We start from the raw sequence: 14283 nt of genomic DNA on the forward strand, positions 1-14283 counted from the left end.
CAGGCGCACTACCCTGGATGCCGTGACTATTCGCCTGTACGACACCAGCGCCCGGCAGATCCGTGACTTCACCCCGCTCGTCCCGGGCTGCGTCTCGATCTACCTCTGTGGCGCCACCGTGCAGGCGGCTCCGCACATCGGGCACGTCCGCTCGTACCTGAACTTCGACATCGCGCGCCGCTGGTTCACCTACCGCGGGCTCGACGTCACCTTCATCCGCAACGTCACCGACATCGACGACAAGATCATCGCGAAGTCCGGCGACCAGGGCCGCCCCTGGTGGTCCATCGGCTTCGAGAACGAGCGCGCCTTCAACGACGGCTACGACGCGCTGGGCTGCCTCCCGCCCACGTACGAGCCGCGCGCCACCGGGCACGTCCCCGAGATGATCGAGATGATGCGCGGGCTCATCGAGCGCGGCCACGCGTACGAGGCCGACGGCAGCGTCTACTTCGACGTGCGCTCCTTCCCCGGCTACCTGGAGCTGTCGAACCAGAACATCGACGACCTGCGCCAGCCCGACGAGGGCGTCTCCGGCAAGCGCGACCCGCGCGACTTCGCCATGTGGAAGGCCACCAAGCCGGGCGAGCCCGACTGGGAGACCCCGTGGGGCCGCGGCCGTCCCGGCTGGCACCTGGAGTGCTCGGCGATGGCGCACAAGTACCTGGGCAGCGCCTTCGACATCCACGGCGGCGGGCTCGACCTGATCTTCCCGCACCACGAGAACGAGATCGCCCAGGCCAAGGCCTACGGCGACGAGTTCGCGAAGTACTGGATGCACAACGCCTGGGTCACCCTCTCCGGCGAGAAGATGTCCAAGTCGCTCGGCAACTCCGTCCTCGTCTCCGAGATGCTGAAGGTCTGGCGCCCGATCGTCCTGCGCTACTACCTCGGCACCCCGCACTACCGCTCGATGATCGAGTACAGCGTGGAGTCCCTGCGCGAGGCCGAGTCCGGCTTCGCCCGCATCGAGGGCTTCATCCAGCGCGTCATCGAGAAGGCCGGCGGCTCCGTCGAGCCGGCCGCCGAGGTGCCGCCCGCCTTCGCCGAGGCCATGGACGACGACCTGGGCGTCCCGCAGGCGCTCGCGATCATCCACACCACCGTCCGCCAGGGCAACAGCGCGCTCGCCGCCGACGACAAGGACGCGGCCATCTCGCGCCTGTCGGAGGTACGGGCCATGCTGGGCGTCCTCGGACTCGACCCCCTCGACCCGCACTGGGCCGGCGAGACGGACCGCGGCGAGGACCTCCACGGAGCCGTGGACACCCTCGTGCGCCTGGTCCTGGAGCAGCGCGAATCGGCGCGCGCCCGCAAGGACTGGGCCACCGCCGACGCCATCCGCGACCAGCTCCAGCAGTCGGGCCTGGTCATCGAGGACAGCCCCACCGGACCCCGGTGGACGCTCGGCCCCCGCTGAGCCCACCGGCGCAGTCCCACTGGAGCACTCGGATTGGGCCGCCCGGCGATCCGGGCGGCACACTCTTCATACGTACATATCGCAGAACCAACGAAATCAGGTAGAGGTCATGGCCGGGAACAGCCAGCGCAGGAACCGCCGCACGTCCAACAAGAAGGGCGCGACGGTCGGCAGCGGTGGCCAGCGGCGCAAGGGCCTCGAAGGCAAGGGCCCCACGCCCAAGGCCGAGGACCGCAAGAAGCACAAGGCCAACCGCATCAGCAACGCCATGGCCCGCCAGGCGGCCAAGCGCCGCCCGGCCCCCCGCCGCGGCGGCCCCAAGGGCACCAGCGAGATGGTCGTCGGCCGCAACCCGGTCTTCGAGGCGCTGCGCGACGGCGTACCGGCCGTCACCCTGTACGTCCAGCAGTTCATCGACAACGACGAGCGCGTCCGCGAGGCCCTCCAGCTCGCGGCCGAGCGCGGCAACATCAACCTGATGGAAGCCCCGCGCCCGGAGCTCGACCGCCTCACCAACGGGCTCAACCACCAGGGCCTGGTCCTCCAGGTCCCGCCGTACGAGTACGCGCACCCGGAGGACCTCACCGCCGCCGCGTACGACAACGGCGAGGACCCCCTGATCGTCGCCCTCGACGGCGTCACCGACCCCCGCAACCTCGGCGCGATCGTCCGCTCCGTCTCCGCCTTCGGCGGCCACGGCGTGGTCATCCCCGAGCGCCGCGCCGCCGGCATGACCGCCGGTGCCTGGAAGTCCTCCGCCGGCACCGCCGCCCGTACCCCGGTCTCCCGGGTCACCAACCTGACCCGCGCCATCCAGGAGTACAAGAAGGCCGGCATCACCGTCGTCGGCCTCGCCGCCGAGGGCACTCACGAGGTCCACGAGCTCGAAGCGCTCGCCGGCCCCGTCGTCATCGTCGTCGGCTCCGAGGGCAAGGGCCTCGGCCGGCTCGTCGGCGAGAACTGCGACTACCTCGTGCGCATCCCGATGCCGGGCGGCGCCGAGTCGCTCAACGCCGGTGTCGCCGCGGGCGTCGTCCTCTACGAGGCCGCCCGCCGCCGCGCCACCCGCGGCCGCGTCTGAGCGGCGGGCGCACCCGCCGCTTGATCCACTTGGCTCACAGGACGTGACCCGTGAGCGTGCCACCCCGCCCCCTACGGGCGGGGTGGCTTGATTTGACGGGTCTCGGACACATCCCTGATGTCAAGGCAGTGTCCTAAACACTCATCACTCGGTTAGATGAGTGTGGACACCAGAACGCCAGGGTTCGACGACCAGCCCGCGCTGAGCATGGTCAAGGTGCCGTGCGACCCCGCACAGGTCATCGTCAACCACGCCAGCTTCCGCGTGCGGCTCGCACCGAGCCCCAGCGCGCGTCCCAGGCCCTTGGGCGCCCCAGGGCTCGCCCCGGCACTCGGCGGAGCCCTCGCGGCCGCCGGAGCCGGTGCCGCCCGCCGCCGCCCCGTCGTCTGGAGCGGCAAGTCCGCCCCCGGCGACGCCGCCGCCAGCGCCGCCATGGGCGGCCTGCTCCAAGCCGTACGCGATCACGGGCGCGCCCACGACGACTACGACGGCGGGGCCACCCAGACGATCCCGCGCATCGACCTCGCCCACGACCTCGCGGACGACACGCTCGCCACCCCGACCGTCGTCGGCCAGCGCAGCTACGGCGACGCGGACGAGACCCGGCTGCAGCCCGTGGTGGGGGGCCTCTCCCACTCCCACGAGGCCTACGACGCCGCCTACTCCGAGGGCAGCGGATCCGCGGACTCCCGCCGGGCCCAGGGCGAGGCCCGCGCGCAGGCGGACGCCCGCGCGCAAGCCTCGTACTACCCCGGCCGCCGCATGAACCTCGGCGTCGTGCTGCTCCCGCTGCGCGTCTTCCTCGGCTTCATCTCCATCTACGCCGGCATGGGCAAGCTGTGCGACCCCGTCTACTTCGACGGCGGCGAGCGCGGCTCCATGGTCACCTGGCTGCACACCCTGCAGCCCTGGGCGCTCGCCGAACCGCTGCGCGACTTCGCGCTGGCCCATCCGGTCGGCGCCGGACTCAGCGTGGCCTTCCTCCAGGTCATCGTGGGCGTGCTGACGGTCTTCGGCCTGTGGCAGCGGTTCGCCGCCTGCTTCGGCGCACTGCTGTCCGCCGCGCTCCTGATGACGGTGAGCTGGAAGACCGTCCCCGCCTACGACGCGCCCGACATCATCTACCTCGCCGCCTGGAGCCCGCTCATCATCGCGGGCGCCCCCGTCTACTCCCTGGACGGCCGCCTCGCGAGCGAGGCCTGGCGCACCCTGGGCCCGCGTTCCGAGGTCTGGCGGCTGCGCCGCCGGGTCCTGCGCCGCGGAGCCGTCATGGCCGGCGTCATCTGCGGACTCACCCTGCTCATCGGCTCGCTCCTCGGCGGCGCCGTCCGCTCCACCACCGTGGTCACCGTGCCCGGACCGGGCGAGGCCCCGAGCAACTACCTGCCCGGGCGGCCGCTGCCGAGCAGCCCCAAGCAGCAGCTCCCCGCGCGCCCCACCCCGTCGAAGCAGGCCGCGCAGCCCTCGGCCGGAGCCTCCTCGCCGGCCGCCAAGTCCGGGCGCGGCGCAGCCGGTTCGAGCTCCCCGACGGCCGGCTCCGGCTCGCCCACCGCGACCCGCGGCACCACCAGCCAGACCCCGCGCAGCACCCCCCGCCAGTCCACCCCGCAGAAGCCCCCGGCCAGCTCCGCGGGAACGCGCAGCGGGGGCTCCACGGGGGGAACGGGCAGCACCGCACCCCAGCAGCCCGACCTGCTGGGCGGCCTCCTCGGCGGCTGACGGGAGCCGCACGAAGGCGACGCGAACACCGAAGGGCCCGGCACGCGAAAGCGCGCCGGGCCCTTCGGTGTTCGGCGTCGGCGTCGGTGTTCGCCGTTCGCCGCGAGGCGCTACGGGGCGTTCTGCGAGGCCAACTCCCGGGCCGCCTCGGTCAGGTCCTTCGCCGTGTCGATCGCCCGCCAGTAGGCCCCCTGGGGCAGCGGGAAGCCCGCCAGGCGCCGCTCACGGGCCAGGCGCGGGAACGTCGTACGCTCGTGGTCGCCCAAATCCGGCAGCAGAGCGGCGAATTCGGGTCCGAAGACGTACACGCCGGCATTGACCGGGTACGGGGACTGCGGCGCCTCGATGAAGTCCAGTACGTGGCCGTACTCGTTGATCTCCACCACCCCCCACGGAATGCGCGGCCGGGCCAGCGCCAGGGTGGCCGTGGCGCCGCGTTCGGCGTGGAAGGCGGCCATCTCGCGCAGCGAGAACCGGGTCCACACGTCGCCGTTGGTCGCGTACCAGGACCCGCCGGGGTCCGGGAGGTGCCGGGCGGCGTACTTCAGGCCGCCGCCCCGGCCCAGCGGTTCGTTCTCCACGACGGTGGTCACCCGTAGCGGCAACGGGGCCTCGGCCAGCCACTTCTGGAGCACCTCTGCGAGGTGCCCGCAGGAGACCACGGCGTCCGTCACCCCCTCCGAGGCCAGCCACGCGAGCTGGTGCCCGATGATCGGCATCCCCGTCCCGGGGATCTCCACCATCGGCTTGGGGCGGTCGTCCGTATAAGGCCGCAGCCGCGAACCCTGGCCCCCCGCCAGGACAACCGCCTGGGTCGGGGAAGCCGGGAACGCGGCCGCGTGGGGTCGGTCGGAACGCTCGGAGCCTTCGGAGCCTTCGGAACGCTCGGATTCGGTCATGTTCGTGATGTCCGGGTGCGGAAGGGCGTGCGGCGGCGGCCGTCAGCCCATGGAGGCGACGCCGGACGCGTACGCGGTGTCGCACACCGGCCGCGCGAACGACTGGGCCTTCGTGGGCCCGTAGGCGTCCACCGCGGCCCGCCCGAGGGCGCGCGCGATCCCCACGCAGTGCTCGGCGAGGGACGGCCGCCGGTCGACCTCCTGCTGGAGGTGGGTGAGGACGTCACCCGGCTGCTCGCCCTGCTGGATCTCGCTCAACAGCTTTTCGCGCAGCACGTCCTGGGCGGCGCGCGGCTTCGCGGGGACGGAGACGTCCTCGGCGGACGCGGTCAGGATCTGGGAGGGGGTGTTGTCCGCCCAGGGGACCATGGTGACCGCGAGGGTCCCGGACAGGACCAGGACGACGGGCAGGACCAGGGCGAGGGATCGGCCGATACGGCGGGCAGTGTGGGTCACGAGGGCGAGAGTAGCGCTCGGTGAAGATATGGCGACATTTAGTCACCCGGTCGGGGGATGGTTCGACGTGACTTTTCGAATTAAGGGTTGACGCTTGGGGCCGAATGGCCCGATCTGCGCACCTCGCGCCGGAACTCGCGCCGAAGGGGCGCCCCTTGACGGGACGCCCCTTCGGCGGCTGTGCACGTACGGGTCAGCCGGAGAGGCGGGCACCCGAGGAGGTCGAGAAGACGTGGATCTCGTCCGCGCGCGGCACCACGTGCAGCGTGGAGCCCTTCTCGGGCACCTGGCGGCCGTTCACGCGCACCACGATGTCCTGCGAGCCCTCGGAGTGCGCGGTCGAGCCGTAGACGTACCCGTCGGCGCCCAGCTCCTCGACGACGTTCACGATGATTTCCAGGCCGCCCGTCTCGGCGAGGTCGAAGTGCTCCGGACGCACGCCGACGGTGACCGTGCGGTCGCCCGCGTCGGCGGCGGCCGACAGGGCCTCGCGCGACACCGGGACGACGCTGTCGCCGAACTTCACGCCGCCGTCGGTGATCGGGACCTCGACGAGGTTCATCGCGGGCGAGCCGATGAAGCCGGCCACGAAGAGGTTCGCCGGGCGGTCGTACATGTTGCGCGGGGTGTCGACCTGCTGGAGCAGACCGTCCTTCAGCACGGCCACGCGGTCGCCCATCGTCATGGCCTCGACCTGGTCGTGGGTCACGTAGACGGTGGTGATGCCCAGGTCGCGCTGGAGGGCGGCGATCTGCGTACGGGTGGACACGCGGAGCTTGGCGTCGAGGTTCGACAGCGGCTCGTCCATGAGGAACACCTGCGGCTTGCGCACGATCGCGCGGCCCATCGCGACGCGCTGGCGCTGACCGCCGGAGAGCGCCTTCGGCTTGCGGTCGAGGTACTGGGTCAGGTCCAGCATCTTCGCCGCGTCCTCCACCTTCTTGCGGATGGTGGCCTTGTCCTCGCCGGCGATCTTGAGCGCGAAGCCCATGTTGTCGGCGACGGACATGTGCGGGTAGAGCGCGTAGTTCTGGAACACCATCGCGATGTCCCGGTCCTTGGGCGGCAGGTGCGTGACGTCGCGCTCACCGATGCGGATGGCACCGCCGTTGACGTCCTCCAGGCCGGCCAGCATGCGCAGCGAGGTGGACTTGCCGCAGCCGGAGGGGCCGACGAGGACGAGGAACTCGCCGTCCGCGATCTCCAGCTCCAGCTGGTCGACGGCGGGCTTGTCGCCGCCGGGGTACAGACGGGTCGCCTTGTCGAAAGTGACAGAAGCCATGGTGATGAATCCCTTCTACCGGCAGGAACGTGCCGGACGATCCGAGTGGAAGGTCTAGTCCAGTGACCTGGACTCGGCCCGACGCTACCCGCCCGATCCGTTCCTGTCAGCACCTGGAGGCGAGTGAGTTCCCTCGCTGTCAGAGGCGGCTGCTTTGATCACGACCATGACCATCTACGACGTGACCCGCGGGCTGCCCGACATCGAGACGCTGCGCGACCGCTGCCGGGCGATGGCGGCGCTGGAACTGGTGATCAGCGGCGAGGAGGACGACGGCTACTTCGCCTACGACCCCGAGTGGGGCCCGGGCGAGGAAGCGGCACTGATGGACAACGGCTCCGGCGACGACTACGCGATCGTCTTCACGGCCGACGGGGTCTTCGGGCACGGCTTCGACCACGAGTCGGTGATGAGCCCGTGGGCGGACACCGACACCGAGGACGGGTGGCCGGGCCTGACCGACGGCATACCCGAGGCCTTCAGGCCGTACCTGAAGGAGCCGGCGTTCTGCGTGGACGGCGTCCTCAACGCCACCGCCGTCTTCTGGCGCGAGACCGCCGACACCCAGTGGCGCGCGGGCAAGGTGGAGTTCCCGGAGGGCAAGCCCGATCCGGACGGCGCGGACTACCTCTTCGAGCTGCTCGTGGCGGGCACCCCGGAGGCCTACCGCGACTTCGCCGAGGACTACTACGAGACGGACCTCCCCCTGGAAGCGATCTGCCACGTCTGGGAGCTGCGCCCCCTCACCCAGACCGTCGTGGACGCCCTCAACCCGGGCCTCCCGCTGGCGGCGGTGGGGCCGAGGCTGGCGCGGGCGGGGTATCCGGGGGTGTGAGGGAGGCCGCCGACGGCGGCTCCGGACACCGGAAAGTTCTTCGCTGAGGGGTCGGGGCGATGTGTAGAGTGAAGGCGATTCCGTGCCTTGCACAGAGTCACCACGCCTCCTTAGCTCAGTCCGGCCAGAGCAACGCACTTGTAATGCGTAGGTCGTCGGTTCGAATCCGACAGGGGGCTCCGACGGAAGGCCCCGGGCAGTTGCCCGGGGCCTTTTGCGTGTGCGTCAGTGGCGGCCCGAGATGCGGTCCGCCAGGCGGGCCAACGGGGTTGTAGTCGGGGTGTGGGTGGTGGTTTCCCGGCGGTCGGCCTCGCGGTAGGCGGCGTAGAGGGCCTGGACGCCCAGCCAGCGGAAGGGTTCCGGTTCCCAGCGGCGGACGCGGTGGTTGACCCAGGGGAGGGTGGTGAGGTCTGTGGTGTCGCCCAGGACCAGGTCGCGGAGGGTGCGGGCAGCCAGGTTGGCCGTGGCTACGCCGGAGCCCACGTAGCCGCCGGCCCAGCCGAGGCCCGAGGCCGCGTCGAGGGTGACCGTGGCGCACCAGTCGCGGGGGACGCCCAGGACTCCCGACCAGGCGTGGGTGATTTCCACGCCGGTGAGGGCCGGGAAGAAGGATTCGAGGAGGTTCGTGAGGGACGCGATCGTGGCGGGCTGGGTGCGGCCGTCGTTGTCGGTGCGGGAGCCGTAGCGGTACGGGACGCCGCGGCCGCCGATGGCGATGCGGTCGTCGGCCGTGCGCTGGGCGTACATGTAGGCGTGGGCCATGTCGCCGAGGGTGGAGGCGTCGGACCAGCCGATGTGGGACCACGTCTCCGGGGAGAGCGGGGCGGTGGCGATCATCGAGGAGTTCATCGGGAGCCAGGAGCGCTTCTGGCCCTTGAGGGCCGCGGTGAAGCCCTCGGTGCAGCGCAGGACGTACGGGGCGCGGACGGTGCCGTACGGGGTGAGGGCGCGGCGCGGGGCGATCTCGGTGACGGGGGTGGACTCGTGGATGACGACGCCGAGGCGTTCGCAGGCGGCGGCCAGGCCCTTGACCAGCTTCAGGGGGTGGATGCGGGCTCCGTGCGGGGTCCAGGAGGAGCCCACGGCGTCCGCGATGTCGATGCGGGCGCGGGTGTCGGTGGCGTCGTAGAGCTCGCGGTCCGTTTCGCCGAAGGCGAGTTCGGTGGTGTGGAAGGCCTTGAGGCGGGAGAGCTGGGCGGGGGTGCGGGCCACTTCGAGGACTCCGCCGCGGTGGATGTCGGCGTCGATGCCTTCCTTGGCGGCGGTGTCGATGACCTCGGTGACGGTCTCGTTCATGGCCTGCTGGAGGCGCTGGGCGGCGGGGCGGCCGTGGAGGGCGGCGTAGCGGTCGCGGCCGGCGATGCCGTTGTAGAGCCAGCCGCCGTTGCGGCCGGAGGCCCCGTAGCCGCAGAACTTCTGCTCCAGGACGGTGACGCGCAGGTCGGGGGCCGCGGTCTTGAGGTAGTAGGCGGTCCACAGGCCGGTGTAGCCGCCGCCGACGATGACGACGTCGGCCGTGGTGTTGCCGGTGAGCGGGGCGCGGGGTGGGTGGGCGGGGGCGGTCTCGTCCGTCGCGTACCAGAAGGAAATTCCGCCGTTGATCGTCATGGGGGAGTTGCTACACGGGGTGGTGGAGGGGTGTCCAGGGGCGTGATGTCGGGTTTCGGGGGCCGAGAGGTGGCCGAATGGCTGATGTGGGCGGTCCGGTCTCCTTCTTAGGGTGGGGCGGGGATTTTGTCAGTTTTTTGTGTGAGAGGTACTGGTTCATATGGCGCGGGTGGTGAGGGCAGGGCGGCTGGTCGCGGCGGTCGCGTCCGTGGCCCTGTTGGGCGGGGCGGTCGTCGGATGCGGTTCCGGGACGGGTGAGGGGAAGGCCGTGGCCGTCTCCGAGGTGCCGGTGCGGACCAGTCCGATCGCCGCGCAGCTCGCGGGGCTGCCCGCGGCGGTGGACGGGGCGAAGATCGTCGTGGGGAAGCCGGATGCGCCGCGTACCGCGCAGGTGCTGGTGGACCCCAAGTGCGGCTACTGCGCACGGTTCGAGGAGGCCGGCGGGGAGTCGCTGCTGAAGCTGGCGGTGGCCGGGCAGGTGAAGATCGAGTACCTGCTGGCGTCCTTCCTGGACCGGGGTGGGGCGAGCGGTTCGGTCAGGGCGGTGAACGCGCTGCGCGCGTCGGCGGATGCGGGGAAGTTCGCGGAGTTCCACGCGGCGGTCTTCGCCAGCCAGCCGAAGGGGCGGTTCACCGACGAGCTGCTGCTGAAGATCGCGGACGCGGTGCCGGGGCTGCGCGGGGCGGAGTTCGACGCGGCGGTGAAGGAGCAGAAGTACAAGGGGTGGGTCGCCGAGGCCGAGAAGGGTTTCGAGGCGACGGGTGCGCAGGCGACGCCGATGGTGCTGGTGGAGGGGGCGCCGGTCGGGTCGAAGGACGGGTCGCTGTTCGACGCGGGGGCGTTCGGGCGGGCGTTGAAGGGTGTGGGGATCGGGGCTTCGGCTTAGGCCGTCCTTCTCGTGTCGCCCCCTAGGGTCGGGGCATGGACGGTGCGACGGCGGGTGTGGCGGGCGGCTCGGGCGGTGGGTTCCGTGGGGTGCCCAAAGGGTTCGTGCGGGCGCAGGTGCGGGACAACGGCGCCGCCGGGCGGGAGTTCGTCGACGCGCTGCCCGTGCGGGTGGCCTCCTTCCTGGAGCGGTGGGAGCTACGGGTGACCGGGCCCGGGATGTACGGGGTGACGGCCCTGGTGCTGCCGGTGGTGCGGGCCGACGGGACGGCGGCGGCGCTCAAGCTGCCGGCGCTGGACGAGGAGAACGCGGGGGAGGCGCTCGCGCTGCGCGCGTGGGCCGGGGAGGGCTGCGTACGGCTGCTGGCGGACGATGCGGAGACGGGCACGCTGCTGCTGGAGCGCCTCGACGAGGGCCGGCCGCTGTCGGCGCTGGCCGTACGGGATTCCGCGCGGGCAGTGGAGCTCGTCGGCGGGTTGCTGGCCCGGCTGACGGCGGTCCCGGCGCCGGCCGGGGTGCGGCGGCTGGGGGACGTGGCGGCGGCGATGCTGGAGTCGGTGCCGGGTGCGCTGGAGCGGCTGGGGGACGGCCGGGAGCGGGGGCTCGTCGCGGACTGTGCGGCGGCGCTCGCGGAGGTGGCGGGGGAGCCGGGGGACCGGCTGCTGCACTGGGACCTGCACTACGACAACGTCCTGGCGGGTGGACGCGAACCGTGGCTGGCCATCGATCCGAAGCCGCTCGCCGGTGATCCGGGGTTCGAGCTGCTGCCGGCGCTGGTCAACGCCTTCCGTGCGCGGGAGGTGCGGTGGCGCTTCGAGGCGCTCGCGGAGGCGGTGGGTGCGGACCGGGAACGGGCGCGGGCGTGGACGCTGGGGCGGGTGCTGCAGAACTGCCTGTGGGACGTGGAGGACGGGGACCGGCCGGCGGGGAGGCAGCTGAGGATCGCGGAATCGCTGCTGGGGCGGGACGGAGCGGGTGGGCGGGGCCGGCGCGGGGGCTCGTAGGGTGCAGGCATGATCCGTAGCGCCGTCGTCAGCGACGTACCCGTCATCCACGCCATGATCCGCGAGCTCGCGGAGTACGAGAAGGTGCCGCACGAGGCGCGCGCCACCGAGGAGCAGTTGCGGGAGGCGCTGTTCGGGGAGCGGCCGGCGGCGTTCGCGCACCTCGCGCTGACGGCGGAGGGCGAGGCGGTCGGGTTCTCGCTGTGGTTCCTCAGCTTCTCGACGTGGCGCGGGGTGCACGGGATCTACCTGGAGGACCTGTACGTCCGTCCGGGCGTGCGCGGCGGCGGCCACGGGAAGGCGCTGCTGCGGGAGTTGGCGCGGATCTGTGTGGAGCGCGGGTACGAGCGGCTGGAGTGGTCGGTCCTGAAGTGGAACGAGCCGACGATCGCCTTCTACGAGGCCTTGGGTGCGCGGCCGCAGGACGAGTGGTCGGTGTACCGGCTGACCGACGGGGCGCTGGCGGAGCTCGGGGGCGCGTAGCCGGGGGAGGGTTTTCAGGGTTCCAGGACGACCTTGCCGGTGGTGGCGCGGGTTTCCAGGTCGTGGTGGGCCGTGGCGGCTTCGGCCAGCGGGTAGCGCTGGAGGGCGGGGCGCAGGCGGCCGGTGGCGGCTTCGGCGAGGGCGCGGGTTTCGAGGCGGCGCAGGGGGTCTTCGCCGCCGGCGCGCTGGAGCATGGCGGGGCCGAGGACGTGCTGCGTGGTGATGCCGCGGGCGTCCAGGTCCGCCTGTTCGGCGTCGGTGAGCAGGAGCGGGCCGCCGGACCAGCCGAAGACGAGGTGCAGGGCGCCGTCGCGGAGCAGGCCGAGGGCGGTGCGGGCGACGGCGGCGCCGACGGAGTCGAAGAGGACGGTGGCGCCGTCGGGGTGGTGGGCGCGGAAGGTGTCGGCCCAGTCCGGGGCGGTGTAGTCGAGGGCGAGGTCGGCGCCGTTGGCGGTGGCCCGGGCGGTTTTGGCGGGGCCGCCGGCGAGGGCGACGACGGTGGCTCCGGCGTGCTTGGCGTACTGGACCAGCAGGGTGCCGATGCCGCCCGCGGCGGCGGGGACCAGGGCGACGGAGCCGGGGCCGAGCTCGGCGAACTGGAGGATGCCGAGGGTGGTGCGGCCCGTGCCGATCATGGCGACGGCGGTGGCGGGGTCGAGGCCGTCCGGGACGGCGTGCAGTCGGGTGGCGTCGGTGACGGCGTACTCGGCGTAGCCGCCGGGGGTGAATCCGAGGTGGGCGACGACGGACCGGCCGAGCCAGGCGGGGTCCGTGCCGGGGCCGAGCGCGTCGACGGTGCCGGCGACCTCGCGGCCGGGGATGGTCGGCAGCTCGGGCAGGGGTGTGGGCGGGCCCTGGACGCCGCGGCGCAGGGCGGTGTCGATGAGGTGCACGCCGGCGGCGGCCACGGCGATGCGGACCTGGCCGGGGGCGGGGACGGGGCGGGGGACGGACTCGTAGGAGAGGTTCTCGGCGGGGCCGAAGGCGTGGAGGCGGATGGCTCGCATGGTGGGGGTGGTCGGCGGGGTGGGCGGCGTGGGCCGGGTGGGTGTGGGCATGGGTGAAGCCTCGGACCTCAAGTGGGGTTGAGGTCAAGGGGTGGGCCAGGATGGGGGCATGGCGATGGCGCGGGACGGGCGGAAGCAGCAGAAGCAGCAGCAGAAGGAGCAGAAGGAGCAGATGGTGAAGGCGGCGCGGCTGCCGGAGCTGCGGCTGCCGGAGCTCGGCGGGTGGGACGACGCGGCGCTGGAGCTGGAGCCGGACGGGGACTACGACGGGCTGGAGCTCGTCGAGGTGGACCTGACGGGCGGGGACGGGCGGGGGGCCCGGTTCATGGACTGCGCGCTACGGCGCTGCGTGCTGGACGAGACGGGGCTGGCGAAGGCCCGGATCCTGGACTCGGTGCTGGACGGGGTCCGGGGGGTGGGGACGGACCTGGCGGGGGCCTCGCTGCGCGATGTGGAACTGCTGGACGCCCGGCTGGGCGGGGTGCAGTTGCACGGGGCGGTGCTGGAGCGGGTGCTCGTGCGCGGGGGCAAGATCGACTATCTGAACCTGCGCACGGCGCGGCTCAAGGACGTGGTCTTCGAGGGGTGCGTGCTGGTGGAGCCGGACTTCGGGGGTGCGGTGCTGGAGCGGGTGGAGTTCCGGGACTGCGAGCTGCGGGGGGTGGACTTCACGGGGGCGCGGATGGTGGACGTGGACCTGCGGGGGGCGCGGGCGGTGGACATCGCCCGGGGGGTGGATGCGTTGGCCGGGGCGGTGATCAGTCCTGCGCAGCTCGTTGGGCTGGCGCCGGTGATGGCTGCGCAGCTTGGGGTGCGGGTGGTTTCCTAGCCCGCGGCCGGCCCTGGCGGGGTGCTGGGTGGCCCGGGGGGCCGGGGACGTTGCCTCGGCTGGGCCGGGGGCCCTGCGGGGCTGTCCCCTACCCGCCCTTCCACCGTTCCCAGGGCTCTGCCCTGACCCGGTCCTCAAGCGCCGGACGGGCTGGGGAGGGGTGCCGGGCTCCGCCCCGGACCCCGGTCCTCAAGCGCCGGACGGCTGGAGTGGCCGGACCCCTGTCTTCGAGTGTCGGGCGGAGCCCCCGGGCTTACGACGAGACGCGGGGGAAGCGGGACTGGAGGGTCCAGATGATCGGGTTGTCTCCCAGGCCGTCGTGCATGTCGATGAGGTCCGCGATCACGTCGTGGAGGAAGTCCCGGGCTTCGCGGCGCAGCAGGCGGTGGCTGAAGGTGAGGGGGGCTTCCTCCGACGGCATCCAGTCGGCCTCGACGTCCACCCACCCGAAGCGGCGCTCGAAGAGCATGCGGTCCGAGGACTCGGTGAAGTCGATCTCGGCGTACTGCCGGTTGGCCGCGCGGCTGCCGCGCGGGTCCTGGTCGAGCTGCTCGACGATGTCGCACAGCGCCCAGGCGAAGTCCAGTACGGGCACCCATCCCCAGGCTGTGGACACTTCCCGGTCCGCGTTGGTGTCGGCGAGGTAGACGTCCCCGCAGAACAGGTCGTGGCGCAGCGAGTGGACGTCCGCCGAGCGGTAGTCGGTCTGCGGGGGGTCGGGGAAGCGCCGGGAGAGGGAGTAGCCGATGTCGAGCACGTACCCGATGGTGTCAT

The 14283-nt window shown here is 72.4% G+C and carries 14 protein-coding genes and 1 tRNA gene; 9 read left to right on the top strand and 6 right to left on the bottom strand.

Annotated elements, in window-relative coordinates; translation table 11 throughout:
• The first annotated feature begins 22 nt into the window (after positions 1-22).
• The 3 genes from cysS (at position 23) to AC3IX6_RS20160 (ending at position 4220) form a co-directional block, all read left to right on the top strand.
• Complete coding sequence (gene cysS / locus AC3IX6_RS20150) at positions 23-1420, top strand: cysteine--tRNA ligase (RefSeq protein ID WP_489363286.1); 1398 nt, start codon at positions 23-25, stop codon at positions 1418-1420.
• 109 nt (positions 1421-1529) lie between these two features.
• On the top strand, positions 1530-2501 hold the full coding sequence (gene rlmB, locus AC3IX6_RS20155) for a 23S rRNA (guanosine(2251)-2'-O)-methyltransferase RlmB (protein ID WP_403717067.1): 972 nt from the start codon (positions 1530-1532) through the stop codon (positions 2499-2501).
• A gap of 156 nt (positions 2502-2657) precedes the next feature.
• Positions 2658-4220, top strand: a complete 1563-nt coding sequence (locus AC3IX6_RS20160) for a DoxX family protein (protein ID WP_489363288.1) — start codon at positions 2658-2660, stop codon at positions 4218-4220.
• Between the two features lie 110 nt (positions 4221-4330).
• On the opposite strand, the gene AC3IX6_RS20165 is transcribed toward AC3IX6_RS20160, so the two are convergent.
• The 3 genes from AC3IX6_RS20165 to AC3IX6_RS20175 all read right to left on the bottom strand — a co-directional run bounded on the left by AC3IX6_RS20165 (position 4331) and on the right by AC3IX6_RS20175 (position 6857).
• Complete coding sequence (locus AC3IX6_RS20165; protein WP_489363290.1) at positions 4331-5119, bottom strand: nucleotidyltransferase family protein; 789 nt, start codon at positions 5117-5119, stop codon at positions 4331-4333.
• 42 nt (positions 5120-5161) lie between these two features.
• Entirely contained in the window at positions 5162-5575 is a 414-nt protein-coding gene (locus AC3IX6_RS20170; protein ID WP_266878811.1) for a hypothetical protein, read from the bottom strand.
• A gap of 193 nt (positions 5576-5768) precedes the next feature.
• Positions 5769-6857: an ABC transporter ATP-binding protein gene (locus tag AC3IX6_RS20175; protein WP_489363292.1), complete on the bottom strand. Its 1089-nt coding sequence runs from the start codon at positions 6855-6857 to the stop codon at positions 5769-5771.
• 166 nt (positions 6858-7023) lie between these two features.
• On the opposite strand from AC3IX6_RS20175, the gene AC3IX6_RS20180 reads away from it, so the two are divergent.
• Positions 7024-7692, top strand: a complete 669-nt coding sequence (locus AC3IX6_RS20180; protein WP_489363294.1) for a hypothetical protein — start codon at positions 7024-7026, stop codon at positions 7690-7692.
• A 104-nt stretch (positions 7693-7796) separates the two neighbouring features.
• Positions 7797-7871, top strand: a tRNA-Thr gene (locus AC3IX6_RS20185).
• A 46-nt stretch (positions 7872-7917) separates the two neighbouring features.
• On the opposite strand, the gene AC3IX6_RS20190 is transcribed toward AC3IX6_RS20185, so the two are convergent.
• Positions 7918-9300 (bottom strand): NAD(P)/FAD-dependent oxidoreductase, encoded by a 1383-nt coding sequence (locus AC3IX6_RS20190; RefSeq protein WP_489363295.1) that lies wholly within the window; start codon positions 9298-9300, stop codon positions 7918-7920.
• A 169-nt stretch (positions 9301-9469) separates the two neighbouring features.
• On the opposite strand from AC3IX6_RS20190, the gene AC3IX6_RS20195 reads away from it, so the two are divergent.
• From AC3IX6_RS20195 to AC3IX6_RS20205, 3 genes are read left to right on the top strand one after another with little or no spacing between them, the layout of a single operon-like run.
• Positions 9470-10186 (top strand): DsbA family protein, encoded by a 717-nt coding sequence (locus AC3IX6_RS20195; protein WP_489363297.1) that lies wholly within the window; start codon positions 9470-9472, stop codon positions 10184-10186.
• Positions 10187-10221: 35 nt separating this feature from the next.
• A complete protein-coding gene (locus AC3IX6_RS20200; protein ID WP_489363299.1) occupies positions 10222-11190 on the top strand; it encodes an aminoglycoside phosphotransferase family protein in 969 nt (322 codons plus the stop codon).
• A 9-nt stretch (positions 11191-11199) separates the two neighbouring features.
• Complete coding sequence (locus tag AC3IX6_RS20205) at positions 11200-11673, top strand: GNAT family N-acetyltransferase (RefSeq protein WP_489363301.1); 474 nt, start codon at positions 11200-11202, stop codon at positions 11671-11673.
• 14 nt (positions 11674-11687) lie between these two features.
• Here the strand turns inward: AC3IX6_RS20205 and AC3IX6_RS20210 are convergent, their stop codons facing one another.
• On the bottom strand, positions 11688-12680 hold the full coding sequence (locus tag AC3IX6_RS20210; RefSeq protein WP_489371498.1) for a zinc-binding dehydrogenase: 993 nt from the start codon (positions 12678-12680) through the stop codon (positions 11688-11690).
• Between the two features lie 115 nt (positions 12681-12795).
• Between AC3IX6_RS20210 and AC3IX6_RS20215 the strand changes: the two genes are divergently transcribed.
• Complete coding sequence (locus AC3IX6_RS20215; RefSeq protein WP_489371499.1) at positions 12796-13509, top strand: pentapeptide repeat-containing protein; 714 nt, start codon at positions 12796-12798, stop codon at positions 13507-13509.
• Positions 13510-13762: 253 nt separating this feature from the next.
• On the opposite strand, the gene AC3IX6_RS20220 is transcribed toward AC3IX6_RS20215, so the two are convergent.
• Entirely contained in the window at positions 13763-14266 is a 504-nt protein-coding gene (locus AC3IX6_RS20220; RefSeq protein WP_489363303.1) for a hypothetical protein, read from the bottom strand.
• Positions 14267-14283: the final 17 nt, after the last annotated feature.

Source organism: Streptomyces sp. GL_141, from assembly GCF_057834385.1.

Coding starts and splice junctions, on each gene's coding strand:
- rlmB (WP_403717067.1), top strand. CDS start 1,530: ATGGCCGGGAACAGCCAGCGCAGGAACCGCCGCACGTCCAACAAGAAG.
- AC3IX6_RS20160 (WP_489363288.1), top strand. CDS start 2,658: ATGAGTGTGGACACCAGAACGCCAGGGTTCGACGACCAGCCCGCGCTG.
- AC3IX6_RS20165 (WP_489363290.1), bottom strand. CDS start 5,119: ATGACCGAATCCGAGCGTTCCGAAGGCTCCGAAGGCTCCGAGCGTTCC.
- AC3IX6_RS20175 (WP_489363292.1), bottom strand. CDS start 6,857: ATGGCTTCTGTCACTTTCGACAAGGCGACCCGTCTGTACCCCGGCGGC.
- AC3IX6_RS20180 (WP_489363294.1), top strand. CDS start 7,024: ATGACCATCTACGACGTGACCCGCGGGCTGCCCGACATCGAGACGCTG.
- AC3IX6_RS20190 (WP_489363295.1), bottom strand. CDS start 9,300: ATGACGATCAACGGCGGAATTTCCTTCTGGTACGCGACGGACGAGACC.
- AC3IX6_RS20200 (WP_489363299.1), top strand. CDS start 10,222: ATGGACGGTGCGACGGCGGGTGTGGCGGGCGGCTCGGGCGGTGGGTTC.
- AC3IX6_RS20205 (WP_489363301.1), top strand. CDS start 11,200: ATGATCCGTAGCGCCGTCGTCAGCGACGTACCCGTCATCCACGCCATG.
- AC3IX6_RS20210 (WP_489371498.1), bottom strand. CDS start 12,680: ATGCGAGCCATCCGCCTCCACGCCTTCGGCCCCGCCGAGAACCTCTCC.
- AC3IX6_RS20215 (WP_489371499.1), top strand. CDS start 12,796: ATGGCGCGGGACGGGCGGAAGCAGCAGAAGCAGCAGCAGAAGGAGCAG.